Here is a 26,229-nt window from a genome sequence, read left to right on the forward strand (position 1 = left end):
TATTATCTAATACTATTGTTATAATTCCACTTTATTTTATTTTTACTCTTGTATTAGGGGATAAATCTATTCTAGTATCTGTTATAACTTCATCACCAAGATTTAATCCTTGTTTTATTTCAATATTGTAATTATCAGATAAACCAGTTTCAACATCGTTATATACAACTCTACCATCTTTTACAAATCTAACTTGTTTTTCTCCATCAGATAAACTCATAATAACCTCTCTAGGCACCTTTAAAACATCTTCTTTACTTTGTGTATAAATAGTTACAGTGGTTTCATAACCCGGTTTTAGGTTGCCAGTACCTTCTAAGGAAATGATGACAGGGACTCTGCGCTGCGCTACTCCTAATGCAGACATCTTTTCTTCCGCCCTTGGATATACTTTTGTTACTTTTCCCCATAAGCTTTCATCACCTAATACAGGGGCAGTTAGTTCTACTTTTTGCCCTAATTCTATTCCTCCTAATTCATCACTTAATATGTGGGACTTAATTTCCATTTGTTCATCAACTGCAACTGTTGATACTATTGCTCCTGGCATTAGTACCTGCTCCTTACTTATAGGAAGACTCATTATTGTTCCATCAATAGGACTTGTAATAGTTAAATCTAGTTCATTAGTTCCTAACTCTCTATATGATTGATTTAAAACATCAACTTGTTCATTGGCTGCACTGAGTTGCTCATTTGAGTTTGTAAGACTTTGGTTTATTGTATCTACAGCTAAAACGGCTTCATCATACTCCACCCTGCTTATGGCATTAGCTATATATAGTTCTTCCATTCTGTTTAAATGTTTTTCAGCTTCACTTAGCTCACTTTGCAGGTTATCAATAGTAGCCTTAATTTTGAGCTTAGCACTTCTTGCCTGTGCTAACTGGCTCTTTATATTACTTTTTTGTATAGTTATGTCGGAATTTGATAATAATGCTATTGTTTGACCTTCACTTACATCTTGACCAACTTCTACTAATATATCTGCAACTCTACCCCCACTTATAGTTTGGAGGTCGTAGTTAGTCACAGATTGTACTATACCTGTATCGGTAACTGTACGTTGAATATTACCTTCCTTAACAGCTATTGTCTCAATACTTACTGCTGAGGTACTTATAGCTATTACCACTACTAAAATAATAGCTATTATTCCTGCTCCCCATAAAAACTTCTTGTTTTTTAACATAACTACTACCTCCCCTAATCTCTATTCTTTAATACTTCGACCAAATCTAACCTTTTAATGCCTCTAACAGCCATTCTATGGGCAATTATCACAAATAAAATTGTTGCAAGCACTGACATTATATAAGTTAGAGGATATACAACAATTGGGAAACTATAAATGTCTGTATTCATTGACTGCATAAATGCAGCCGCAAGCATCCTACCAAAAGGTAAGCCAATTAGTACTCCGATTATCACTTGGATAATATTTTCTTTAAATAAGAGATTTGAAACTTCCTGATTAGTATAGCCAAGAACTCTAAGTGATGCTATTTCACGCTCTCTTTCGGCAAAGTTAATTACAGATGCATTATAAACAATAGCAAAACCTAAAATTAAGGCAAATACCACCAAAATACCTACTGTAACAACCAACATTTCCATCCATTCATTAAAGTTTTCAAATTCTTCGTATATATTAGATATTACTGAAATAGTAAGCATTTCACTTAATTGATTTTCAACCGAAGTTTCCATGCCTTTTTCAATTTTTAACATGGCACCAGTTACTAAATTATACTCACCTAGAATTCTATTAACATCATCTATGTTCATATATGAACCAGAACCTAGTAGTTGTCTATTGTGTCCTACAACTTTTACTGATTCTTTTTTGTTTTCACCAACACCGAGAGCAGTTTCTACTATGACTTCATCTCCTGTTTTTACTCCCAATCTATTTGCTGCTCTTTCACTCACAATTATCCCTTGTTTAGGAACAGTAATTATTTTTTCATTACTATCGACAAGTTTTCTCATAGTTAAATCTTGTGGATAACCTGATATTAAGTCATCTTCAATCTGACCTTGGTAATGTATCTTAGCTGGCAAATCAAAAAATGTTTCTACTTTTAAAATCCCATCTATATTATTAAAAACTAATAATTCGTTTTTATTTATTGGAGTTTCGAAGCGCACCATAATATCATAATTGTTTTCTTCAATATAATGTTTATTAGATAACTCATTAATTGAATCATTCATAAAAAATGATATTATTAATAAACTTATAGCAAAAATAATACCTATAACAGTTACTGCAAAACGTCCTTTGTTTTTACTAATACTTCTTAGACTCATTTTCCAACCTGAATTCAATTTATTCCATAAGAATGGGTAGTTTTCTAAAAAGCTTTTGGAGCTTGCTTTTGGTGGTTCAGGTTGCATAGCTTCTGCAGGTTGAATATTAATAATTTTTCTAACTGCAGACCAGCTAGCAAAAACAGCAATTACTATACTTAAAACAAAGCCATTTATCACAGCTGTCATATTAAAAACACTCATTTGTTCAGGAAAATTAAAGAACATAGCAAATAAGTCAGAAATTATCCCTGATAAAAAGATAGCAATTAAAGCACCCAAGGATGCCCCTAGTAGTGCAACGGCCACTGCATATAATATATAGTGCCACATTACTTGATTACTGTTATAACCAATAGCTTTTAAAATACCAATTTGTGACCTATGCGTTCTTACCATTCTTCTAAGTATAATAAATTGTATAGCTCCAGCTATACCTAAAAATATTACTGGCATTGCAGTAGACATTGATTCTATTTGCTCTAACTCAGCTTCTACCATTGCATGACTTAATTGGTCATCAGCAGGATAAGCTGCTAATCTACCATAAGGATCTAATATATTTTCAATCTCTTTTATTACTTCTTCACGGTCGGCTCCTGAATTAAACTCAACTATAATTTGGTTTATTTGTCCATTCATATCAAAGATGTGCTGGGCTTGGTAGTAAGGTATCATTAATACACCGAAATTAAGTGGATCTGGAAGTAAACTAGCACTATCTTTCATAGGATAAACAAATTCAGGACTAGTAGCCGTACCTACCACTGTTAAATCAACTTTAGTTGCTTCAGCTATAATAGAAATAACACTACCTGAAGATAACTCATTAGCTTCAAAAAATTGAGGCTCAACAAGTGTCTCAATTAACCCACTAGTAGAGTGTTCTTCAAACATACGCCCACTAAGTACATAAAGACTATTAAGTTCTTCTTCCATAGGAAATGAATAAGAAGTTATACGGGCAGTTGCCCTTTGATTATCTTCTCTTAAAATAGAAACATCTTGCTGAATTCTACCAGTTACTTTACTAACACCTGATAAGTCTTGAATTTGCCTTTCAATATTTTTAGGGGCTTTTACGACATGAAAATAATGGTCTGCAAAATTATGCTCTTCATAAAAAGTTTGTTGAGAAGATTCTAGTCCATAGTAAGCACTACTCATTGATACATAAACTAAAATACCAACAGCGATTACTGCTGCAACCGCTAAAAACTGCCCTTTAGTAGCTATAATTGTTCTTAGCAGTTTTTTAAGAAAAGTCTTATTCATTACCACTCTATCCTTTCTGGGGATAGTGGTGACTCATTAATAGTTATTTCAAATATTTCCCCATCACGCATTCTTACCACTCTATCACCCATGGCTCCAATTGCAGTATTATGGGTTATTACTATAACAGTACAACCTTTTTCAACATTAATTTTTTTAAGTAATGAAAGAACTGTTTTACCTGTACTATAATCAAGTGCTCCAGTAGGTTCATCACATAATAAAAGACGTGGGTTTTTCACTAAAGCTCTAGCTATAGAAATGCGCTGCTGTTCTCCTCCACTCATCTGTGAAGGAAAATGATTCATTCTATCGTATAGTTCAACATCTTTTAAGCATTCATTTACTAATAAAGGATTATCAACCAAATCTGCTGCAATTTCAACGTTTTCCTTGGCAGTTAAGTCTGGAATCAAATTATAAAACTGAAAAACAAAGCCAACTTCTTCGCGTCTAAATCTGGTCAGAGAAGCTTCGCTAGCCTGAGTTAAGTTTCGATTTTTATAGTAAACTTCACCACTACTAGCTTGATCCATCCCACCTAATATATTTAGTAAAGTACTTTTTCCCGATCCACTAGGACCTAAGATTACTAAAAACTCGCCTTGATAGACTTCTAAAGTGGTATGTTTTAATGCTTCTACCTTAACCTCACCCATAGTATAAACTTTACTAACTTTATCTAAATGCATTAATACATTTTCACTCAAATATTCGTCCTCCCTCCCCAAAAAAATAGAGGAGTTTTCTCTACTCCTCTATGATACAATATGGTTTATAATATTTAATAGTATTTATTTTAAATTATTAAAGAATTTATCAAAAATACTTTAATATATTGTCAAATACGTTATTATTTTATTTAGCCTACTGCTAAGAAGCTAGAAATAAGCACCAAACCAAACCATAGACTAAATAAGAAAATACTAGTTGTTTTTACTTTTGTTTTCATTGCAATTGCTGAACCTAATGCAACTAAATATAAGGACCAAATATAAAAGGGATCTAAACTTTTTGCTACTTCCGCTATAAATAACGGAGTATCTTGAGGTAATAGGATATATAGACTAGTTAAAAGTTTATCCATATCAAAATTCTCTACAGAAGTAAAAAATATAAAAGGAAATTTTAAAATATCCGAAAGTAAAGAAGGAAAATACGCATAAACACCTACTGCAAAAAAGCGTTTCAATTCTACTGTTCTGCCATCAAAAAGGTTATACAATTTAAACAAAACACCACATATAAAAGCAAATCCAACAGGGGCTAAAATTGCACCTATAATTCCAGCAGCTAACATAAAATTTCGAACAGAGTCAGCTATTACATCTGCTTCATAATTTAATTCAAGCAATACGTACTCATTTATTATTGAGAAAAGAGGAAAAATTAAAAATAAATTAACCAAAATAATTATTACTAAAGCAGAAAAAATATTTGGTTTTTGATAAACATCTAAAAAGACCTCCTTAGGGTTTTTAAATATCCCTATTATCCTTTGCTTTACATCCATTGGTTCATGTTTTTCATACTGTAAATCCACAAAATCCCCCCATATATTAACAAGTATTTTAGCATACACCTTTGTCGATATAAAGCACCAGTCTATTATTAAATTTTAAAGGCCAGGCAAATGCCTGGCCTTTAGTATGTTTGTTTATTCAGCTTTTTCTTCAGAGTTTTCTTCTTCACTTTGTAATTCATCTATTACTTTTTTAACACCTGATTCTGTGGTAGGTAACAAACTTCTTAATTCCATTGGTAATGGGAATAATACAGTTGTATTATTTGAATTTGCAACTTCTGAGAGTGAGCGTAGCATTCTAACTGTTAATGCACCTTCCTGTTCGGATAGCATACGACCTGCTTCTGCAATACGCATTGCTGCTTGGCTTTCCCCTTCAGCTTGAATAATAGCAGCTCTTCTATCTCTTTCTGCTTGAGCCTGTCTAGCTAAAGCTTTTTGCATTTCATTTGGAAGTACTACGTCTTTTATTTCAGTAGCTGTTACTTTTATTCCCCATGGGTTAGTAGTTTCATCTACTATTTGTTGCATGGTTTGATTAAGCTTATCTCTTTCTGATAAAACTTCATCTAAATCTGCGGTACCTACAACACTTCTTAAAGTTGTTTGGGCTAATTGATTGGTTGCTTCATGATATCTTTCAACATTTACAACCGCTTTATCTGATTCAACAACCCTATAGTATAATACTGCGTTTACTTTACAACTAACATTGTCTTTGGTTATAACTTCCTGTGGTGGAACATCAAAAACTATAGTACGTAAAGATACCCTTTCGATTTTATCAATGACTGGAATTATAAAAAATAGTCCCGGTCCTCTTACATCAACTAATCTACCAAGCCTAAATAAAACTGCTCTTTCATATTCAGGGATAATCTTTACTGCCATACTTAAGATGACAAAAATAAGCACTAGAACTACTAAGTAGTCAAACAAAATAGCCATTTCTATACCCTCCTATTTATTATTCTTCTTTATTACTTAATGGTTCTACAACCACAAGCATCCCTTGCCGGTCAACTGCTTTTACTGATACTCCTTCTGATATAGTACTACCATCACTTGATGTAGCACGCCAAATTTCACCCTGTACCTTAATAAGCCCTTTGGGATTTAATTCTTCAATAACAACAGCCTCATCAAAGCTAAATTCTTTTTTTCCATGCACTACATTCTTCTTTCTTAAACGAACAATATTAGTTAATATAAGGAAAACAAAAAGAGCACTAATTAAACCAATAGATACTGCAAGTACTCTAAAGGTTCCAAACCACTCATTTGGCATCATAGGCTCCATCGGCAAGAAAACAATCCCCAGAACAATACTTACCACGCCTCCTATCCCAAGTATTCCATAAGCTGGTGTAAATGCTTCTGCTATTAAAAGAACTAATCCTAAAAGTATCAATAAACCCGCTAGTAAGTTAACTTCAAATAAACCTAAGCCATACAAGCCTAAAAGTAGGCTTATTCCTCCAAGTACCTCTGGTACAAAAAAACCTGGGGAATTAAATCCTATAATTAGCCCATATATTCCAACCATCATTAGGATTACCGCTATTTGTGGATTACTAACCAAATGAGTTATTTGTTCTACCGCATTTTTTTCTAATGCTATTATTTCTGCACCAGCTGTATTTAGTGTTATTATTCCAGCTTGGGTTGTAACCTCACGTCCATCTACAATTTCAAGAAGCTCTGGTAAGTTATTAGCTACTACTTCGATTATTCCCTCTTCAAGTGCTCTATTATAAGTAAGGCTAAGATTTTCAGTTACAAACTTTTCCGCAATATCTCCAGGCCTTCCTTTTTCTTCAGCTATACCCCTAACATGCTCAGCTAACAAATTAATAGTTTTTTCATCTGCTGCCTGAGTAGATTCAGTTGCCCCTCCCATAGTAACAGGCATAGCAGCTCCACATGTTGTACCTGGTGACATAGCAGCTATATCACCACTAATTAAAATAAATGTTCCTGCTGAAGCAGCAATTGCTCCTTGAGGGGTTACATATGTTATTATAGGAATATCTGTATTAGTTATGTCTTCAAGCATTTCTAAAGTAGCATTAACTAATCCACCTGGAGTGTTTAGTAGTATTACCACAGCCTCAGCTTCTTGGGCCTCAGCAACTTGAATAGCCCTTGATACCTGTTGTGCAGTACCTGCAGTAACTGTGTCATCTACTGTAACAGTTATTACCTGAGTTTGATTATTCTCACTATATGCTATAGGTGGAAATAATAGCATAAGTAAGAATAAGAATAATATTAATTTAAAAAATTTAAGTATAGATTTATTCATAATTTTCACCCACTAATTCAATAAAGAAAAAAGATATTTTTACCTTCAATGCTAATTTTATGATAAACTGCATTCTTTAGCAATTAACTTCATTGATGAATTGCTAAAATAGATGTTACCCCCAATATTGATAAATGATCATTTGTTCAGCACATTCTATACACATATCAAGACCATGCTGACTTAATTCTGTTAATTGTTCTTCATCAATTAGGTTGCTGCACTGTCTGCACTTGTAACTATTATCCATATCTAGCATACCTCCTATTTAATTTTATACCTTTATTATCTAATAAACCAATAATATTATACTATTAGTTGATTCTTAAAAAAGTAACTACAAAAAACATAAGGCCGAGCAAACATGTTTATCTAAGTCCCGAATGGCAAGGCGTGGTGCATAGATCACAGCAAAGTAATAAATAAAAATTCATCTTAGAAAATAATTGCTATGCCAAAATAGAGATAATAGCTTTTCGCAGTGAAACCTTTAGTTACTTTTTGCAGAATTTAAATAACTGTCAATAAATAAGAAAGTACCCTATAAAGCTTAACTTTATAGGGTAGCTTTTATTATCTCCTCTAATATTGACAAATTATTATTTCCTCAGCACATTCCATACACATATCTAACCCATGTTCACTTAATTCCATTAGTTGTTCTGGCTCAATTGAGTTATTGCATTGATTACATCTGTTCTTATTATCCATTCTATTACCTCCTAGTTAATTTTTATAAGTTTATTATTTATTAAACCCAATAGTATTATGCTTTTATTATATAAAGACTTCATAACAAAAAATTATTTTATTTCCATCTGATATCAAAAAAGGATAAATATACAATGTAAAAATAAAAGCGCATATGGAAACAATACTAATACAATATTTCTAGGAGGTTATTAAAATGATTGGAACAGTTAAATGGTTTAGTAATAGTAAAGGTTATGGATTCATTCAAAACGAACAAGGTGAGGATGTATTCGTACATTTTACAGCTATAGATTCTTCAGGCTATAAAAGTTTATCTGAGGGACAACGTGTAGAATTTCAGATGACTAATGGTCCTCGTGGGCAACAAGCTGCTAATGTAAAAGTTGTTTAAATACTTTTTATTAAATAACTTTATATTAAATAAATTAACAGCCCCAATAAGATGTTAGGGGCTGTTTTATAATTGCGAAAACCAGCCTGTGGCTCGGCAAAGCTTCGCAAAAACAACCGGTCTTTTTAAGTCTATTAGTAGAAGTGCTATTTCAACAAATTAGTCCTCTATTTGTTTTTTGGGGTAGTAATTATATATATCATCTGATTCTAATGCATATGCAAATCGCTGTAGCCACTCATAAAATATAAATGCCTTCTCCATATCTTTTAAATCTTGATTAACTTCTTCTTTCACCCTATCAGATTCAGGGTTAGTAGCAATTTCTTCAAGCAAAGGCTTTACTTGTTCAGCTGCCTTCATATAAATATTTCTTTCTTGGCGCATGTTATTAACAAAAAATGAAATAAAATTTTTAAAAAAATCCTTTTCTGCGATGTAATAATCTTTCCTACTTCCTTTTTCCCAAACCTTAATCACCATATCCAACTCTAATAACTTGCGCAAACCATTGCTAACACTCCCTTTACTCATAGCAACATTTTTAGCTATACCATCTAAGGACATTGGTTCACGAGAAAAATACAAAACTCCATAAATTCTACCTATAGAAGGTGTAACACCGTAAACAACCATAGTTTGAGCTAAAGCACTTATCATGATATCCCTAGTTTCCTCTATTTGTGTTAATTGATTTTTTCCCATAGTAATACCCCTTCAATTTATTTAATTTATTTTAAATGTTTTACACAATTTGTTTTATTTTAAATTTTTCCCTGAAAATATGCAATTATATTTTAATAATAAAAAATACGAGGATAACCCTCGTATTTTTTATATCATTATATATACTGTTTATTTCATATGCTCTACTTATTTATTATTGCAACCAGCTGTTAACAATATCTTCATTTTCAGCAACCCATTCTTGTGCAGCTGTTACCGGTGTAGCACCCTCATCTTGGGCTAAATCCATAGCTCTTGCTAACTCTTCAGTTTCAAAGTAGACATTATCAAGAAATTCTACAACCTCTGGTTGCTCATCCCCATAACCTTTACGTATTATGGTATCAATATGCTCTTCATCAGTAAAAGAGTTCTTTGGTTCATCAAGGAATTTTAAATCAAATCTACTAAACTTCCAATGGGGGCTCCATGCAGTTATAACAACCCACTCTTCTCTAGCTATTTTACGATCTAACTCAGCAGTCATACCTGCATCACTACTTTCAATAAGTTCAAAATCAAGGTTATAGTCAACTATAGCATCTTCAGCATTAATCATAATTCCTGTACCAGCTTCAATTCCAACTATTTTTTGATCAAATTTGTGTTTGTAATCATTCATTTCTTTTACTGAATCAATAGTCACATATTCTGGTACTCCAAAGCCTACTATAGCACCCTCCATATTAGGGCCTAGGTTCTCGAGACTATCGGCATGACGTTCCACATATTCTCCATCTGTAACTGGTAGCCAAGCACAAACTGTTACATCAGCATCTCTATTAGCTAGCGCCTCATATATAACTACATTTGAACCTACAGGTATTAATTCAACATCATACCCCATTTCACTTTCGAGCACTTCTGCTACAACATGTGAAGCTGCAGTTGCACATGACCATTCAACATATACAATTTTTACAGGCTCTTCATCTTGTGCAGTAGTACCACATCCAACTACACTAAAAGCTATTAAAGCTATAATTGTTAATAAAGCTATTTTACTTCTCATTTTTAGCATTTTTTAATTTCCCTCCTATATGTTTTAACAGTTTGCTATCTATTTTTTGCCAAACACACCTCCCCATTGGCTAGTTTGCAAACTCTTTTATACTACCTTTTTATTTATTTAATTGTTGAAAAACCTCTGCGATGTTGTTATCATCAAATTTTAATTCATCTGGCTCTGTCCATTTCCAAGCTTTATAATTTTTTCCGTCTAGTTTTTTAATAAGTTCTTTTGTATCGTAAACCTCTATTCCATAAACCCAATTAGACATTATAAGAATAGAAGACATGTGTGCACCAATGTTAGTAGTTGAACATATATCTTTAACTAAGTTAACTTGGTAGTCATTGGCAAAAGCATCAAATACGCTAGTCATTAAACAACCATCCGTTACTAAGCCTCCAATGATTAAATGCTTTGTATTTAAACTTTTTAATGTAAGATCTAGGCTTGTTTGGTAAAAACCACTCCAACGATGCTTGTCTATTACTATATCCTCTTGCTCCGGCTTTATTTCATCAAATATTTCTATACTATCTGTATTTGAATTATAAAAAATAGGCTCACCATTTTTATCTAATGGATCTTTATATGCAAGACCAACACAGTCTTGCCTGTTAATATGACGAGTGTAAATAATAGGGATTTCTAATTTTCTACATTGGCTAATTAACTCCTTAGTATTACTAATTACATTATCAAGTTCTAATAAATCATATTTGGTTTCTTTTTGTAGGTCTATTAGTAGAAGTGCTGTTTCATTTAATTTCATTTTTTATTCCTCCATTTTATATATTTAACTATTATATTTGTTTAATTTGTTTAAAATATTTTAAACGTTTTGTATATAATATCTTTAAGTGTTTTCATGTGCAATTTTCATATCATTAGCTGAAATAAAAAATACGAGGATATCACCTCGTATTTTTTATTTGGCTTACAAATACTTTTAAATAGTCATAAATACTACAGATTAAATATAATTTTATATTTTATTATTTCTCACCTAATGATTTACGCAGTATTTTTATAAAATTTAGTACAACTCCCAATACGAACCATTTACTAGCTGGCTCATCTGGTTCATGTTGTTTAATGTCTATTAAACCTATTTCACTAGCTTCTTTCATTATATTAACTTTCCATTCAGGTACACTCACATTATCCTCTCCTTTTTTAAGGTCATTAAACAATCTATCCCAAGAAAAATTTTCACCTGGGCAGTTAGGTCGGTTTACACTATCAATACGATAGTGGCCAATAATATGATCTCTTGTAACTGGTATCTCCCACTTATCAATTAGCTTATTATGAAGCCATAAAGTAGCTTGGTATTGTTTTTCAGTTAATGACTCACCTGCTAAAGCTTCATGCTCTATAGTTAAAGTATAGGCATTAGGATTAGTACCATCATATAAAATCCAGCTTGGTTGGTTTACCACTCCATTAGTAAAGGCTGTATCCTCATCCTTGACTAATTGAAATATCTCTCCATCTTTAGTTACTAAATAATGAGAACTAACTCTTGCATTAGGATTTTGCATCCAGTGTAAGGTGCCTGGGTATAATCCATCAGTTATATGATTTACTATCGCTATAGGCTTGCGCCCATTTCTTCCCTTTCTATAATTTGGAGTTCCCACCCATTCAATTTTAAATTCTGCCATTTTCTCACCTCTATATAATTATATGAAATATACTAATTTTTGTTGTCTTGCGGAAATTTAAAAAACTGCTGCTATAAATTTAGTAAAATATAAAGGATGATTACAAAATAAAAAGTAAGTAAAATTATAATAAATAAGAAGTGACAGAACTTATTTTGACCATGGTTTAAATAAAAATTGAGGCTTTTCCTTAATATCTAAGAATTTAATAAACCCTGCCCCAAATTGACTCTGTACTAATATAGCTACTGCCACCATAATAGCAGCATTAGTTCCAAATATAGTAGTTGCTAAACCTATTGCAATAGCTAAATTTCTATGTGCAGTACTAAATACAAAAGCAATAGCTTCTTTTCTTTTGAAATACAGCTTACCTATTATCATCGATATTAAATAATTCATTGTATAAAAAAATACTTGCACAAAAAAAGCAAGTATTAAAATACTAGGTTGATTAATTAATGTGTGTGAATTTAAACTTATACTAGAAAAAATAATATATACCATTCCCCATGCGCTTATAGCTGGAAATATAGGCTTTATTCGTTCTTCAAAATACTGTTCTGTAAACTTTTTTAAAAGAATATGGTAAGTTATTAATCCAAGAATTAGGGGAATAAGTATAACTAACCCTATAGTTTTTAATATAGCAAAAGTATCTATTAGCACATGATTTCCAACCATAACCAGTAAATACCATGGAGCTAATATAGCACCTAAAATAATACTAAAAACCATAATCTTAATTGTAGTGGTTACGTCTCCACCCGCAATTAATGTATATACTATAGCCATATTAGATGTTGGTAGTATTGCAAGTACAGCTAGTCCAGCAAATAGCTCTGGATGATTGAAAAGAAAAATACTTCCTATAAAAAAAGCTGAAATGGGTATAATTACAAAATTCATTACCAAAGATGCTACTAGCAGTAATTTATTATTTAGGTTTAATACTTCATTTAATCTAAAACCAATCATACTAGGGAAAACCATAAGCATAGTTATGGGAATAATAAATTGAGTCAAAGATGTAGTATCTATAAATAACCCAACATTAAAACCTAAAACTAACGTAATAACTACAGATAAAGCAATATTATTTTTTGGAGCCATTATTATTTTCATCTGACATCACCAGTTTTATAGTTAAGTTAGGTTTTGTTATTAAATACTAACTATGTAAAGTAAATAATAGAAATAATCGTTTTTTTATAAAACAAATAAAGGGAGACTAGCAGTGTCTCCCTTGTTCCTCAAACTATTTTAATTTAATCTTTTATTTTAATTTAATCTTTTCTTTAAATATTCCCTATTCTGTAAAACATTTTTATTATTAGGAACATATTGTGCAGCTAACTCATTATGTTTATAGGCTAATTCATATTGTCCAAGCCGATCGTAACAAACGCAAAGCTGTATATGAGGAACCCACGTCCATGAAGCATGATCTATATAACCACGAACTTGTTCTGGCTTTTCTAGTTGAGTAGCCAACTTATACCAAAATATAGCTTGTTTATAGTTTTCTTTTAGACTAAATAAATTGCCCAATCTACAACAGAGCTCCGCCCTAGGAGTATCATATAAAAATGATTTAAAAATATAATATTTAGCTTTTTCATGGTCACCAAGCTTAATAAAACAATCTACTAATTTTCTACATGCTGATATGTTATCCTCTACCCACCCCTGTTCAGTTTCTAAAAATTTCTGATACCATTCTATGGCCTTTTCATACATTTGATGATCCATTAATTCATTAGCATAATAATATTGATCTCGTGGGGAAAAATCTTCACCATTAACTAACCGTTTTTCATAAATTCTAATATTTCTTTTTGAATCATGCGACTCTCGCTTATGTGTTATAGCAATATCACTATCCAAAACTTTACCATGTACTGCTAAATATTCATGTACTGCTCCAATCCATTTAAAACCTTTAGAACGTTTTACTAGACGGTTTCTTCTAAGACTACTAGTTACATTTCCATTTTCATCAAATGAAAGATTATAATTCATAGTAACCGAATCATAAACAGGATCTAAATTTTCTTTTAAGGAAAGTAATTTTAGGCCGTCTTCTTCTGTTAAAATATCATCAGCATCTAACCAAAGTATATATTCCTTTGTAGCAAGACTAAAAGCAAAATTTCTAGCAGCGGCAAAATCATCTATCCAAGTAAAATCATATATTTTTTCTGTGAAAATTGAGGCTATTTCTTTAGTTTTATCAGTTGAACCTGTATCTACAATAATAATTTCATCTACAATATTTTTAACACTATTCAAACAACGCGCTAAAACTTTCTCTTCATTTTTTACTATCATACATAAACTAATTGTTATAGGAACCCTCATCTTTAAAAGATAATCTGTTATATTAAATCCCCATTTATCAATGGCTTTTTGTTTGTTTTCCTTGAGTAGTTTATTAAAATAATCTATATCAGCTGTAGGTAGAGATAGTGGGTTGATATAATAAACAAAAGAATCGAGTGCTATATACAAAGTATAATCTTTATTGATAGCTCGTAAGCAGAAATCATCATCTTCGTAAGTTCCAATACCAAACCGTTCATCAAAACCACCTAGAGCTAAAAACACTTCCCTTTTAACCAGCATACAATGACTTAATAATCTAAAGGTCTGTTTAAAAAGCCCTAGATTTTGATTGTGATTTTTTTCTGCAAATGAATCTATTTCTATTATATTTTTAGATGGTAATTGAATACATTGATGTCCACTGACATCATTACTTACTGGCCCAACTATTCCCGCATTAGGCTGAGTTGTTATGCATTGCATCATGTTACTTAAAGAGTATTTAGTTAATATACTGTTTTGACTCATAAACAGTATATAGTCTCCGCTAGACAACTCAAACCCCTGATTATAGCTCTTTGCAATGCCTACATTTTCCGAGTTAAAAATAGTTTTAATATCCATTTTAGCTTGCAAATATTCTATAGTTTCTTTTGGTGAACCATTATCAACTATAATTAATTCGTATAAATCAGCATACTTTTCAATACGCTCAAGAGCTTTTTGAATCATTTGTAAATGATTATGTGTTAATAAAACTAAACTTATTTTCATAAATTCACCTTCAATAAATATTCGTAACTAGTTTATTAATAAAATATGTGAATAATGAAACCTTTTTAATCTAATAAATATTTATATTAATGGGCTGCCTTGAAAATACAAAAACAGCCCCTAATGAATTAGATTTTAATATTTAAATGTAAATTGCTATTAGAATATGACAGCATTTAATGCTCTAATAAGTGCTTGTGCACTGTCAATATTTGTACCGGAAACTGTAATTCTTATTTCATACGTTGTGGTACCAGCTCCAGGTAAATCAACCCAAGTTAAATTAGGAATTTCAGATAGAACTCGCACTACTCCTGCCCCACTGTCATCTTCTCTTTCAATTGTTAAAGTTGCAAGAGCATTAGTGCCATCGTGTAAGATATAAGTTATTGTATAATCATAAGAAGTACTGGTAGTTGTTGTTACTTCAACTTCCACAATGACAGCCCTTAATAAAAAATTTTTACCAGCTTTCTACAACCCTAAATACTGCATTCACTGTGTTATTACCACTTGCACCTATATCTGCTACTGCTAAAGTAACTGTTGCATCAATAGGTAAAGTAAAATCTAATAATTCAGCAGTAGCTACAACTCTACTAAAGAATCCTCCTCCTGCTGTAACACCCTGGAAAACCACTTCTCCACCTGTAATAGTTTCAGAAGTTCTATTTACTAAAAGAGCAGTTTCATCATTAGGAATATTAGTAGTAACAGTCGGAAACGTCTCAAATGCACCATCTATAGTACCACCTAATAAAACCTGATAGGATAATTCTGTTGTAGAAATAATATTAATTTCTTCTAATTCAACTTGAACCGAATTAGGCCTACCTGTAGCAGGAAATTCTGCCTTTCTAACAAAAGATATAACAGGTCTTAGGGTAGATGTTACATTAGTAACAGTCCTTCGTTCTGAAGTCACTCTAAAAGTAGGGGTGTATTTCCCTATAATAGTATATTCTCTACCACCAACAAATAAATCAAAGCTTTCACTTGTACCATCATTGTCAATCTCTGCTCTTAATGGTTGATTAGGATCTATTATACTTGTTAAGCCAATCGGAACATATCGATGTACAGTAATTACTTTTTGAGCTAATGTTGTAGGATTAGGAAGTACTACCTGAAATTCAATTGTTCCATATCCGTACCAAGTAAATAATATTTGATAAATATTTCCTTCACTTAAGTCTAATGTAGCCCCACTTGGCCCTGTTCCATCTAGTGGATCAACATTCCAAGCAGATCGTGGAATCTCAGTGTCTACTCCACCTCTACGAATAACCACAAAAATATCATTACTATCAACTCCAAAAAAGAAACCATTTTGATTATCAAATAAACCCCATCTTGCAACTTGATTTCCTATTGGCATGTTAGGAATCCTCACACCTATGCCAGCTTCTCCTGCAAAACCCGGTTCATATCTGCCCCTTAATGCACTTTCAAGAATAGCTGAGTCTGTTCCATCAGCAGTTGTACTTACTACATATTCAGTAGCATTATTTGTAACTGTTCCACTACCAGTTGTAAAAACAACATCTCTTAAATTTGATACTCCGTAAACCGAAGTCAGTTCCACAATAGGAGTTCTTTTAGCTACTCTTAATTCATTAAACTGTGAGTTAACTGCTGGACCAATATTAGCTATTATTATATCTGACACCAGTTGACCTCCTCTCAATTAGAGTATAAATATATAAATTACCATTCTTCAGTAACCCTAAATACAGCTGATACAGTATTACTACCACCTGCTAAATTTCCAACCGCAAGTGTCACAATCTCATCATCAGGGAGTTCAAAGTTAAGCAAACTAGCTGATGCTAATACACGGTTTATTCCACGAGCACCTGCTGCTAATCCTTGCAATATCACTTGACCACCTGTAATAATTTCAGAAGAGGTAATATTAACAAGTAGAGCTGTTTCATTATTAGGAATATTTGTAGTAGCTGTTGGGAAGGTCTCAAAAGTGCCATCAATAGTTCCACCTAATATTACTTGATAAAAAATATCTTGGGATGTAACTAAATCGATCCCCTCTAAATCTACGCTAACAGAATTTGCTCTTCCTGAACCTGCAGGAAATTCTGCTTTTCGTTGAAATGAAACAACTGGTGTAATAGTTGCTGCAGCCGTTACAGTTCTTCTCTCTGAAGTTATTCGGAAAACAGGCCCATACTCACCTATTATGCTATATTGCCTACCTCCAACAAATAATTCTATTGGAGTCTCAGTTCCATTGTTAGAAACTTCAGCACGTACTGGCAGATTTGGATCAGCTAAACTAGTTTCTCCGCTTGGTGTGAATCTGTTAACTGTAATAACCTCTTGAGCTAAAGTTGTGGGATCTGGTACTACAACTCTGAATTCCAAAACACCATATCCATACCAAGTAAATACTAGCTGGAATATATTTCCATCTGATAAATCAAGCGTCGCTCCACTCGGTCCTGTTCCATCTAGTGGGTCAACATTCCAAGCAGATTGGGGAATTATGGCATCTACTCCTTCTCGTCTAATAGCAACAAAAATTCCATCGGCAACACTTTGACCAAAGAATAATCCGTTCTCATCATCAAATAAACCCCATCTAACAACCTGATTACCAACAGGAGCTACTGGAAGTCGTATTCCTATCCCTGCTTCTCCTGCAAATCCAGGTTCATATCTACCTCTTTCAGCAGTATCCAAAATAGCACTATCTGTACCATTAGTTGTTGTACTTAATACAAATTCTGTACCATTATTGTCTACCTCTCCTGCTCCTTCAGTAATTACAATATCTCTTAAATCAGATAATCCATATACAGAAACTAATTCTATTAAAGGGGTTTTTTCTGCAGTTCTAAGCTCATTAAATTGTGAGCTAACATCAGGTCCAACATTTTCTATAGTTGCCTCTTCATCAAATGTCCCCGTTGCGCCTGTTGCTCCGGTTTCGCCTGTCGCTCCGGTCTCTCCGGTTGCACCTGTATTACCGTCTTCTCCGTCTTCACCTGTTGCTCCAGTCTCTCCAGTTGCACCTGTATTACCGTCTTCTCCGTCTTCACCTGTTGCTCCAGTCTCTCCAGTTGCACCTGTATTACCGTCTTCTCCGTCTTCACCTGTTGCTCCTATTTCTCCGGTTGCACCAGTGTTTCCATCCTCGCCTGTTGCTCCAGTCTCTCCGGTTGCTCCAGTGTTTCCGTCTTCTCCGTCTTCACCGGTCGCTCCTGTTCCTCCAGTTGCACCGGTATTTCCATCCTCACCTGTCGCTCCGGTCTCTCCGGTTCCTCCAGTGTTTCCGTCTTCTCCTGTTGCACCAGTCTCTCCAGTTGCACCAGTATATCCATCTTCTCCGTCTTCACCTGTTGCTCCAGTCTCTCCAGTTGCACCAGTATATCCATCTTCTCCGTCTTCACCTGTTGCTCCAGTCTCTCCAGTTGCACCAGTATATCCATCTTCTCCGTCTTCACCTGTCGCTCCGGTCTCTCCAGTTGCACCAGTATATCCATCTTCTCCGTCTTCACCTGTCGCTCCGGTCTCTCCGGTTCCTCCAGTGTTTCCGTCTTCACCTGTTGCTCCTGTTCCTCCGGTTGCACCTGTATTACCATCTTCTCCGTCTTCACCTGTTGCTCCTGTTTCTCCGGTTGCTCCAGTATTTCCATCTTCTCCGTCTTCACCTGTTGCTCCAGTCTCTCCAGTTGCACCTGTATTTCCATCTTCTCCGTCTTCACCGGTTGCTCCTATTTCTCCGGTTGCACCAGTGTTTCCATCCTCGCCTGTTGCTCCAGTCTCTCCGGTTGCTCCAGTGTTTCCGTCTTCTCCATCTTCACCGGTTGCTCCTGTTCCTCCGGTTGCACCTGTATTTCCATCTTCTCCGTCTTCACCTGTTGCTCCAGTCTCTCCAGTTGCACCTGTATTACCATCTTCTCCGTCTTCACCTGTTGCTCCTGTTTCTCCGGTTGCTCCAGTATTTCCATCTTCTCCTGTTGCTCCTATTTCTCCGGTTGCTCCAGTGTTTCCGTCTTCTCCGTCTTCACCGGTTGCTCCTGTTCCTCCGGTTGCTCCAGTATTTCCATCTTCTCCGGTTGCACCGGTCGCTCCTGTTCCTCCAGTTGCACCGGTATTTCCATCCTCACCTGTCGCTCCGGTCTCTCCGGTTGCTCCAGTGTTTCCGTCTTCTCCTGTTGCACCAGTCTCTCCAGTTGCACCAGTATATCCATCTTCTCCGTCTTCACCTGTTGCTCCAGTCTCTCCAGTTGCACCAGTATATCCATCTTCTCCGTCTTCACCTGTTGCTCCAGTCTCTCCAGTTGCACCAGTATATCCATCTTCTCCGTCTTCACCTGTCGCTCCGGTCTCTCCAGTTGCACCAGTATATCCATCTTCTCCGTCTTCACCTGTCGCTCCGGTCTCTCCGGTTCCTCCAGTGTTTCCGTCTTCACCTGTTGCTCCTGTTCCTCCGGTTGCACCTGTATTACCATCTTCTCCGTCTTCACCTGTTGCTCCTGTTTCTCCGGTTGCTCCAGTATTTCCATCTTCTCCGTCTTCACCTGTTGCTCCAGTCTCTCCAGTTGCACCTGTATTTCCATCTTCTCCGTCTTCACCGGTTGCTCCTATTTCTCCGGTTGCACCAGTGTTTCCATCCTCGCCTGTTGCTCCAGTCTCTCCGGTTGCTCCAGTGTTTCCGTCTTCTCCATCTTCACCGGTTGCTCCTGTTCCTCCGGTTGCACCTGTATTTCCATCTTCTCCGTCTTCACCTGTTGCTCCAGTCTCTCCAGTTGCACCTGTATTACCATCTTCTCCGTCTTCACCTGTTGCTCCTGTTTCTCCGGTTGCTCCAGTATTTCCATCTTCTCCTGTTGCTCCTATTTCTCCGGTTGCTCCAGTGTTTCCGTCTTCTCCGTCTTCACCGGTTGCTCCTGTTCCTCCGGTTGCTCCAGTATTTCCATCTTCTCCGGTTGCACCGGTCGCTCCTGTTCCTCCAGTTGCACCGGTATTTCCATCCTCACCTGTCGCTCCGGTCTCTCCGGTTGCTCCAGTGTTTCCGTCTTCTCCGTCTTCACCGGTTGCTCCTGTTCCTCCGGTTGCACCTGTGTTTCCATCTTCTCCGGTTGCACCGGTCGCTCCTGTTGGTCCTGTCGTTCCTGTTGCACCAGGTTCAATTTCGAATTCAATAACTAACCTTGGCCATTGAGAACTATCCATAAATCTTGTACTGTAAAAGCCCACTAGATTATTCATTACTTCGTCACCAGTTAAAAGCATTCCATTATTTACTATAGAGCCATCTATCCAACCTTTTACTAAGTCTGTTATATCCATTGACACAAATCCTATTGGTGTAGTATCTGATATTATAACTGTACCATCAGGAATAATACTAAACGGTGGCTGATTATTCCAGGTTACAAGGTTTTCGTTCCAATTAGCTAATGCTCTAAGTGCGTCTACTGGTATACTTCCGGTTACTTCATTACGATACATAAATAATTGTAATTCTGCTGATGTTACGTTAATTGTTGTTGGTATATCACTGAGGTCAAACTGTATTAATGATCTATATATATCTTCGGGTAATTGAAAGTTACTTGCAAAAAGAGAATGACTAGTAACAAAGTTGTCATTTGGAAACCATTCCGATATATACACATCTTGAAACGGTATTAATGTTATTGAGGACATAATACACCTCCTTATTTTTGAAAATATAATTTAAGGACACTCTATACTATATGAAATAAATGTCATTTGGGTTAATGTTAATGCTTATTATTGTTTCTGATGCATTAACATGAATTAGACTAATAATACTTTTATTTATGAATATCTAATGCTTGAATAAAAGAATGAAGGCAGGGGTATAGACATAACTCATACCCCATAAAGATTTGCTAAAATTAGGAAAAGAGTTGATGAATGCTAATTTCCTAAATTGAATATGAATCTAATAAAATCATTCTTATAATTTTAAAAGAAATTTTATTAAGGAATTACTATATTACCAACTATTTCAAAAACATCTAACGTTAGTCCTATAGGAGCACCAGTACTAAAACCAATGGGGTAATTAGGATCTACTGTATAGCCTATACTTCCCCAAGGCTGTGCTACATCAAATGTATTAAAAAAAATTTTAATTTGTTCAAAGTTTGGCTCTGCACTTCCTCCGAATCTATAATCCAAAAGCACAGCTAAGCGATCAATGTTTGGATTAACAATAATGTTTTCTTCTATTATTATAGAATTAAATTCAGCAAAATTAGCTATTGGAAGGAAAATTATAGAACTTCCACTTCGGTCTTCATGATCTATTTGGTTGTTTTTAACCAGTAACTGCTCTATGTTTTCCCAAAGGAATGTATTAAACAAAACAAATTGTGTAAATCTTGTAGAAATGTTATCTCTAATAATAATTGTTCCACTAGTAATTTCATTGCCTCCAGTTTCGTAAGTGATAGAAGCTAAGCTATTTTCATCACCTTGAAATGTATTACGTGATATTAATGTATATCCTTGAGTAGCAACAATATTTAAAGAGTTTCTGTTTCCAGTATGAATAAATTTACATCCAACAATAGATAAGTTTGAAGCGTATATAAATCCATTTCTTCTTCCGCCTTCAATAATACAACCACTTATTGTAATGTTTTCGTAAAAATCTGAAGGAAATCCTTTTAATGATATTTGAAAAAGCCAGTTGTCACCAGTTGTCATTGTTGGCCCGATTAAATGAAGATTTTGAATAATAACATTATCAGAAGCAATAATAAGACTTACTATCAAAGAAGAATCAAATTGTATTATTGTATTGTCAGCTGAATAACCCCGAATGGCTATTGGTTGAGTAATCTGTATCTGAGTCCCTTGTGTATAAGTTCCTGGAAAAATAATTATTTCGTCAAATGGATTTGATGCTACTATAGCAGCATCAATATTAGGATAAAACATTAACTGTGTAGCGTTATAAATAGTGTTAACTATAAGACTAACATTGTTTCTAATAGTTATATAAGTTAAATCTTGATTATCTGCAAACTGAATTTGTGCTCCGGGAGCTATTGATTGAACACTAACTGCGGTTGTTCTAGACACAGCAGAACCACTTAAATCATATATACCTGGAGTCAAATTTATATTGCTAATGTCATTATTTTGAAGTGCTGCTAACAGTTCTGGGGACGTACTTACATTGACACTCGTTTGTTCATGCAATCTTTGTATAAAAATTGAGCTTGTTACATTAACCGCACTTCCTCCCTGTTCCGTTTGCAGAGCAACAGTAGTATTTGATACATAATTTCTAAGGTTTAAAATAGATGTACTAAAAACTGATAAGATAACCTGACCAGTATTTTGTTGATTAGTATTTCCTGAACCATAAATTGTGCCTGGTACAAGTGAATTATTGAGAAATAGCGCAAATTGGTTAATATCTGCCCCAGTTATAGAAAAAGTAACAAGATAGTCACCTGGTGTAGAAATTACAATATCATCTGATCCAATAAGGTGTCCTATTCCACCCAGCATTATACCTTTAGTATCAAAAGCTACATTATTATTCACCTCTACAACTTGATCAGTATTGTTATAAATATAGGCATAATCTGTAACAAATGCATCAGCCCCAGTAGCCCCGGTCTCTCCTGTTAATCCTGTTACTCCCGTTTCTCCAGTTGCACCTGTTGCTCCGGTTTCTCCAGTAGCACCAGTCTCTCCTGTTGCACCTGTTGCACCTGTTGCCCCGGTGGCTCCGGTCTCTCCGGTAGCTCCTGTTTCACCAGTTGCTCCAGTGGCTCCAGGTTCTATTTCAAATTCAATAACTAACCTCGGCCATTGAGAACTATCCATAAATTTTGTACTGTAAAAGGCGACTAGATTATTCATTACTTCGTCACCAATTAAAAATATCCCATTATTTACTATAGACCCATCTATCCAACCTTTTACTAAGTCTGTTATATCCATTGAAACAAATCCCATTGGTGTAGTATCTGATATTATAACTGTCCCATCAGGAATAATACTAAACGGTGGCTGAGTATTCCATGTTACAAAGTTTTCGTTCCAATTAGCTAATGCTCTAAGTGCGTCTACTGGTATACTTCCGGTTACTTCATTACGATACATAAATAATTGTAATTCTGCTGATATTACATTAATTGTTATTGGTATATCACTGAGGTCAAACTGTATTAATGATCTATATATATCTCCAGGTAATTGATAGTTACTTACAAAAAGAGCATGACTTGTACTGAAATTATCATTTGGAAACCATTCCGTTATATACACATCTTGAAACGGTATTATTGTTATTGAGGACATAATAAACCTCCTTATTTTTGAAAATATAATTTAAGGACACTCTATACTATATGAAATAAATGTCATTTGGGTTAATGTTAATGCTTATTATTGTTTCTGATGCATTAACATGAATTAGACCAATAATACTTTTATTTATGAATATCTAATGCTTGAATAAAAGAATGAAGGCAGGGGTATAGACATAACTCATACCCCATAAAGATTTGCTAAAAAGAAATGCGTTATATGACATTTATTATAAATTGCTATCCTATTTTCTTTAAGCTATTTGTATGATAACAAGATGTGCTGAAACATCTCTCGTTCCTCCAGCTAAAGGAGTAATTGTTAGTGCTCCTGGATTGCCTGCAGGATTTTGCACAGTAAGTATTGAATTTATGGCTGTTGTTTCCACAAGGGCCACTCCTACTATTTGAGAAGTACCTGTTGCTCGCCCGACCACCGTATAGTCTAGGTCAGTTCCATCGAGTGTTAGAATTAATTGACCCGCTTCACTCACACTCACCTGAAACAAGACTTGATAAGTGCCAATTTCAGCTAAATTAAATGTGCTAGGACCAGTACGGAAAATAATAGTCCCGCTAGTAGGTCCATCTTGTGGAAATTCTACATCTCCACCGACAGCAACTGTTGCTGCATTATCGGGTGGCATTAACGCATAAAAATCTGCATAGTTTAATATTTCACCGGTTGCTCCTGTCGCCCCAGTCTCTCCGGTTGCACCTGTATTTCCATCCTCACCTGTTGCTCCAGTCGGTCCTGTTGGTCCTGTGTTCCCATCTTCTCCTGTTGCTCCGGTCTCTCCTGTTGCACCAGTGTTTCCTTCCTCTCCGGTCGCCCCAGTCTCTCCGGTTGCACCAGTATTTCCATCTTCTCCTGTTGCTCCGGTCTCTCCTGTTGCACCTGTATTTCCATCCTCACCTGTTGCTCCAGTCGGTCCTGTTGGTCCTGTGTTCCCGTCTTCTCCTGTTGCTCCGGTCTCTCCTGTTGCACCAGTGTTTCCTTCCTCTCCGGTCGCCCCAGTCTCTCCGGTTGCACCAGTATTTCCATCTTCTCCTGTTGCTCCGGTCTCTCCTGTTGCTCCTGTATTTCCATCCTCACCTGTTGCTCCAGTCGGTCCTGTTGCTCCTGTATTTCCATCTTCTCCTGTTGCTCCGGTCTCTCCTGTTGCACCAGTGTTTCCTTCCTCTCCGGTCGCCCCAGTCTCTCCTGTTGCACCAGTGTTTCCTTCCTCTCCGGTCGCCCCAGTCTCTCCTGTTGCACCAGTGTTTCCAGCTTCTCCTGTTGCTCCGGTCTCTCCTGTTGCTCCTGTTGCTCCGGTTTCTCCAGTAGCTCCGGTTGCTCCTGTTACTCCGATCTTAAATATTGCCTCTTCTATTGTTCTAACTTCTTTCTTAATTTCTTTTAATCCATATACTGGATTTGTTAACTCGTTTTTTATATCTTTCTGGTTATTTAATATTTTTCTTAATATTTTTATTCGTACACCCTTTTTCCTTTTTTTAACTTTCTTGTTTTTTGTTACTTCACGTTCAATAATTCTTATTTCTCTCTTAATTTCTCGCAAACCATAAGCAGGATTACGCAACTCATAATTAATTTTTTTTAACATACTAAGTTTAACATCTGTTTTAGTGCTTTTACTTTTTTTACTCTTCTTAGACTTTTTGTGCATTAAGTTCTCCCCTTAAAATAAGTTTATATACTTTATGCAATTTAAAAGGCTAAAGTTACTTTAACAAGTGAATATGATTTCTCATCTGGCAGTATGATATATCTCGCTCTAAGTGCGTCTACCGGTATACTTCCGGTTACTTCATTACCATCCGGAAAAGGTATTAAAGTAGTTGTGGGCACAATACCATCTACTTATTTTGAATAATAAAATTAATATAATCTAAGATAAAAAAGGTACTTTTATAAAGAAATGAGCATATTGTAACATTAGGTGGAAAAATAGATATTGATGTTTATTATAACGAGATAAAAAGGATGAATGCTATGAAAATACTAGTACTCGGAGCTACTGGTATGCTAGGACATAAACTGTTTATGCATCTTTCAAGTTACAAAGATTTTAGTGTATTTGCTACCGCACGAGACCCTAATATCTTGCATAAAAATATTCCTACTAAGATGCAAAAAAATATTATACAAAATATGGATGCCAAAAATGTTTATAGTATTACTAATGTAATTAAGTATTTTAAACCTAATATAGTAATAAATTGTATAGGAATAATTAAGCAAGGATCATTAGGAAGTAATAATATAGCAAATATCGAGATTAATGCCCTTCTTCCTCATAAAATTGCTACGGTATGCAATGGTATTGGGGCTAGATTAATACATTTTAGTACTGATTGTGTTTTTAGCGGTAAAAAAGGTAATTATGTAGAGACTGATGAGCCTGATGCTAAAGACTTGTATGGAAAAACTAAAATGCTAGGTGAAGTAGATTATCCCCATTGCTTAACCTTACGCACATCAATTATAGGGCATGAATTACAATCAAAATTGGGCCTTATTGAATGGTTTTTGTCTCAAGAGGATATCATTAATGGCTATACAAACCATATATATACTGGCTTTCCTACTATAGAACTTGCAAATATTATTGCCAAATATATTATTCCCCACGAAGAACTACACGGTATTTATCATCTTTCTACAAATCCTATATCCAAATATGAATTACTTAAATTAGTAGCAGATATTTATAAGAAAAAAATCACTGTTAAACCATATGATGCTACTAGTTGTGATCGTTCACTTATCTCAAATAGATTGCAAAAAATAGTGGGGTATTCTCCACCATCTTGGCGTGATTTAGTTGAAAAGATGTATCAAGACTATTTGGTTTCATCTTATAGTAATTATTAG

At 34.8% G+C, this 26,229-nt stretch carries 22 protein-coding genes and 1 pseudogene; 2 read left to right on the forward strand and 21 right to left on the reverse strand.

The window, feature by feature from the left end:
• Positions 1 to 31: 31 nt before the first annotated feature.
• The 8 genes from SYNTR_RS07660 to SYNTR_RS11725 all read right to left on the reverse strand — a co-directional run bounded on the left by SYNTR_RS07660 (position 32) and on the right by SYNTR_RS11725 (position 8,129).
• Entirely contained in the window at positions 32 to 1,192 is a 1,161-nt protein-coding gene (locus SYNTR_RS07660) for an efflux RND transporter periplasmic adaptor subunit (RefSeq protein ID WP_156203959.1), read from the reverse strand.
• 14 nt (positions 1,193 to 1,206) lie between these two features.
• On the reverse strand, positions 1,207 to 3,588 hold the full coding sequence (locus tag SYNTR_RS07665; protein ID WP_156203960.1) for an ABC transporter permease: 2,382 nt from the start codon (positions 3,586 to 3,588) through the stop codon (positions 1,207 to 1,209).
• Positions 3,588 to 4,298, reverse strand: coding sequence for an ABC transporter ATP-binding protein (locus SYNTR_RS07670; protein ID WP_156203961.1), 711 nt, complete (start codon positions 4,296 to 4,298; stop codon positions 3,588 to 3,590). Before SYNTR_RS07670 ends, SYNTR_RS07665 begins: the two co-directional genes overlap by 1 nt.
• A gap of 152 nt (positions 4,299 to 4,450) precedes the next feature.
• Positions 4,451 to 5,131 carry a YIP1 family protein gene (locus SYNTR_RS07675; RefSeq protein WP_156203962.1) on the reverse strand — a complete coding sequence of 227 codons (681 nt, stop codon included), beginning with the start codon at positions 5,129 to 5,131 and terminating at the stop codon, positions 4,451 to 4,453.
• Positions 5,132 to 5,245: 114 nt separating this feature from the next.
• On the reverse strand, positions 5,246 to 6,061 hold the full coding sequence (locus tag SYNTR_RS07680) for a slipin family protein (protein WP_156203963.1): 816 nt from the start codon (positions 6,059 to 6,061) through the stop codon (positions 5,246 to 5,248).
• A 19-nt stretch (positions 6,062 to 6,080) separates the two neighbouring features.
• Positions 6,081 to 7,418, reverse strand: coding sequence for an NfeD family protein (locus tag SYNTR_RS07685; protein ID WP_156203964.1), 1,338 nt, complete (start codon positions 7,416 to 7,418; stop codon positions 6,081 to 6,083).
• A 115-nt stretch (positions 7,419 to 7,533) separates the two neighbouring features.
• Positions 7,534 to 7,668 carry a hypothetical protein gene (locus tag SYNTR_RS11720; protein WP_279285945.1) on the reverse strand — a complete coding sequence of 45 codons (135 nt, stop codon included), beginning with the start codon at positions 7,666 to 7,668 and terminating at the stop codon, positions 7,534 to 7,536.
• A 332-nt stretch (positions 7,669 to 8,000) separates the two neighbouring features.
• A complete protein-coding gene (locus SYNTR_RS11725; RefSeq protein WP_279285946.1) occupies positions 8,001 to 8,129 on the reverse strand; it encodes a hypothetical protein in 129 nt (42 codons plus the stop codon).
• Positions 8,130 to 8,325: 196 nt separating this feature from the next.
• Here SYNTR_RS11725 and SYNTR_RS07690 point away from each other — a divergent pair, with 196 nt between their 5' ends.
• A complete protein-coding gene (locus SYNTR_RS07690) occupies positions 8,326 to 8,523 on the forward strand; it encodes a cold-shock protein (RefSeq protein ID WP_156203965.1) in 198 nt (65 codons plus the stop codon).
• A gap of 159 nt (positions 8,524 to 8,682) precedes the next feature.
• On the opposite strand, the gene SYNTR_RS07695 is transcribed toward SYNTR_RS07690, so the two are convergent.
• From SYNTR_RS07695 to SYNTR_RS07750, 13 genes and pseudogenes are all read right to left on the reverse strand, one after another.
• Positions 8,683 to 9,228 carry a GbsR/MarR family transcriptional regulator gene (locus SYNTR_RS07695; RefSeq protein ID WP_156203966.1) on the reverse strand — a complete coding sequence of 182 codons (546 nt, stop codon included), beginning with the start codon at positions 9,226 to 9,228 and terminating at the stop codon, positions 8,683 to 8,685.
• Positions 9,229 to 9,403: 175 nt separating this feature from the next.
• Positions 9,404 to 10,270, reverse strand: a complete 867-nt coding sequence (locus SYNTR_RS07700) for a glycine betaine ABC transporter substrate-binding protein (RefSeq protein WP_156203967.1) — start codon at positions 10,268 to 10,270, stop codon at positions 9,404 to 9,406.
• Between the two features lie 100 nt (positions 10,271 to 10,370).
• Positions 10,371 to 11,030 (reverse strand): cysteine hydrolase family protein, encoded by a 660-nt coding sequence (locus tag SYNTR_RS07705; RefSeq protein WP_156203968.1) that lies wholly within the window; start codon positions 11,028 to 11,030, stop codon positions 10,371 to 10,373.
• A 223-nt stretch (positions 11,031 to 11,253) separates the two neighbouring features.
• On the reverse strand, positions 11,254 to 11,925 hold the full coding sequence (locus SYNTR_RS07710) for an N-acetylmuramoyl-L-alanine amidase (protein WP_156203969.1): 672 nt from the start codon (positions 11,923 to 11,925) through the stop codon (positions 11,254 to 11,256).
• 150 nt (positions 11,926 to 12,075) lie between these two features.
• Positions 12,076 to 13,050 (reverse strand): arsenic resistance protein, encoded by a 975-nt coding sequence (locus SYNTR_RS07715; protein WP_156203970.1) that lies wholly within the window; start codon positions 13,048 to 13,050, stop codon positions 12,076 to 12,078.
• Between the two features lie 156 nt (positions 13,051 to 13,206).
• Positions 13,207 to 14,286, reverse strand: coding sequence for a tetratricopeptide repeat-containing glycosyltransferase family 2 protein (locus SYNTR_RS11620; RefSeq protein ID WP_243140278.1), 1,080 nt, complete (start codon positions 14,284 to 14,286; stop codon positions 13,207 to 13,209).
• Between the two features lie 225 nt (positions 14,287 to 14,511).
• Positions 14,512 to 15,024 (reverse strand): annotated as a pseudogene (locus tag SYNTR_RS11625) (glycosyltransferase family 2 protein); the annotation flags it as partial.
• A 159-nt stretch (positions 15,025 to 15,183) separates the two neighbouring features.
• Positions 15,184 to 15,462 carry a hypothetical protein gene (locus tag SYNTR_RS07725; protein WP_156203972.1) on the reverse strand — a complete coding sequence of 93 codons (279 nt, stop codon included), beginning with the start codon at positions 15,460 to 15,462 and terminating at the stop codon, positions 15,184 to 15,186.
• A 25-nt stretch (positions 15,463 to 15,487) separates the two neighbouring features.
• Positions 15,488 to 16,693 carry a hypothetical protein gene (locus SYNTR_RS07730; protein ID WP_156203973.1) on the reverse strand — a complete coding sequence of 402 codons (1,206 nt, stop codon included), beginning with the start codon at positions 16,691 to 16,693 and terminating at the stop codon, positions 15,488 to 15,490.
• Positions 16,694 to 16,731: 38 nt separating this feature from the next.
• Positions 16,732 to 20,700 (reverse strand): DNRLRE domain-containing protein, encoded by a 3,969-nt coding sequence (locus tag SYNTR_RS07735; protein WP_156203974.1) that lies wholly within the window; start codon positions 20,698 to 20,700, stop codon positions 16,732 to 16,734.
• A gap of 300 nt (positions 20,701 to 21,000) precedes the next feature.
• Complete coding sequence (locus SYNTR_RS07740) at positions 21,001 to 23,343, reverse strand: DNRLRE domain-containing protein (protein ID WP_156203975.1); 2,343 nt, start codon at positions 23,341 to 23,343, stop codon at positions 21,001 to 21,003.
• Between the two features lie 262 nt (positions 23,344 to 23,605).
• Entirely contained in the window at positions 23,606 to 25,021 is a 1,416-nt protein-coding gene (locus SYNTR_RS07745) for an ICP22 family protein (protein WP_156203976.1), read from the reverse strand.
• A gap of 41 nt (positions 25,022 to 25,062) precedes the next feature.
• Entirely contained in the window at positions 25,063 to 25,203 is a 141-nt protein-coding gene (locus SYNTR_RS07750; RefSeq protein WP_156203977.1) for a hypothetical protein, read from the reverse strand.
• A 144-nt stretch (positions 25,204 to 25,347) separates the two neighbouring features.
• Here SYNTR_RS07750 and SYNTR_RS07755 point away from each other — a divergent pair, with 144 nt between their 5' ends.
• Positions 25,348 to 26,229, forward strand: a complete 882-nt coding sequence (locus tag SYNTR_RS07755) for a dTDP-4-dehydrorhamnose reductase family protein (protein ID WP_156203978.1) — start codon at positions 25,348 to 25,350, stop codon at positions 26,227 to 26,229.

Source organism: Candidatus Syntrophocurvum alkaliphilum, from assembly GCF_009734445.1.
GTDB lineage: Bacteria > Bacillota > Syntrophomonadia > Syntrophomonadales > Syntrophomonadaceae > Syntrophocurvum > Syntrophocurvum alkaliphilum.

What these genes read in the sequence shown, in the direction of transcription:
- SYNTR_RS11720 (WP_279285945.1), bottom strand. Translation starts at nt 7,668, where the DNA reads ATGGATAATAGTTACAAGTGCAGACAGTGCAGCAACCTAATTGATGAA.
- SYNTR_RS11725 (WP_279285946.1), bottom strand. Translation starts at nt 8,129, where the DNA reads ATGGATAATAAGAACAGATGTAATCAATGCAATAACTCAATTGAGCCA.
- SYNTR_RS07665 (WP_156203960.1), bottom strand. Translation starts at nt 3,588, where the DNA reads ATGAATAAGACTTTTCTTAAAAAACTGCTAAGAACAATTATAGCTACT.
- SYNTR_RS11620 (WP_243140278.1), bottom strand. Translation starts at nt 14,286, where the DNA reads ATGAGGGTTCCTATAACAATTAGTTTATGTATGATAGTAAAAAATGAA.
- SYNTR_RS07715 (WP_156203970.1), bottom strand. Translation starts at nt 13,050, where the DNA reads ATGAAAATAATAATGGCTCCAAAAAATAATATTGCTTTATCTGTAGTT.
- SYNTR_RS07740 (WP_156203975.1), bottom strand. Translation starts at nt 23,343, where the DNA reads ATGTCCTCAATAACAATAATACCGTTTCAAGATGTGTATATAACGGAA.
- SYNTR_RS07710 (WP_156203969.1), bottom strand. Translation starts at nt 11,925, where the DNA reads ATGGCAGAATTTAAAATTGAATGGGTGGGAACTCCAAATTATAGAAAG.
- SYNTR_RS07690 (WP_156203965.1), top strand. Translation starts at nt 8,326, where the DNA reads ATGATTGGAACAGTTAAATGGTTTAGTAATAGTAAAGGTTATGGATTC.
- SYNTR_RS07735 (WP_156203974.1), bottom strand. Translation starts at nt 20,700, where the DNA reads ATGTCCTCAATAACATTAATACCGTTTCAAGATGTGTATATATCGGAA.
- SYNTR_RS07755 (WP_156203978.1), top strand. Translation starts at nt 25,348, where the DNA reads ATGAAAATACTAGTACTCGGAGCTACTGGTATGCTAGGACATAAACTG.
- SYNTR_RS07685 (WP_156203964.1), bottom strand. Translation starts at nt 7,418, where the DNA reads ATGAATAAATCTATACTTAAATTTTTTAAATTAATATTATTCTTATTC.
- SYNTR_RS07660 (WP_156203959.1), bottom strand. Translation starts at nt 1,192, where the DNA reads ATGTTAAAAAACAAGAAGTTTTTATGGGGAGCAGGAATAATAGCTATT.
- SYNTR_RS07700 (WP_156203967.1), bottom strand. Translation starts at nt 10,270, where the DNA reads ATGCTAAAAATGAGAAGTAAAATAGCTTTATTAACAATTATAGCTTTA.
- SYNTR_RS07705 (WP_156203968.1), bottom strand. Translation starts at nt 11,030, where the DNA reads ATGAAATTAAATGAAACAGCACTTCTACTAATAGACCTACAAAAAGAA.
- SYNTR_RS07745 (WP_156203976.1), bottom strand. Translation starts at nt 25,021, where the DNA reads ATGCACAAAAAGTCTAAGAAGAGTAAAAAAAGTAAAAGCACTAAAACA.
- SYNTR_RS07695 (WP_156203966.1), bottom strand. Translation starts at nt 9,228, where the DNA reads ATGGGAAAAAATCAATTAACACAAATAGAGGAAACTAGGGATATCATG.
- SYNTR_RS07680 (WP_156203963.1), bottom strand. Translation starts at nt 6,061, where the DNA reads ATGGCTATTTTGTTTGACTACTTAGTAGTTCTAGTGCTTATTTTTGTC.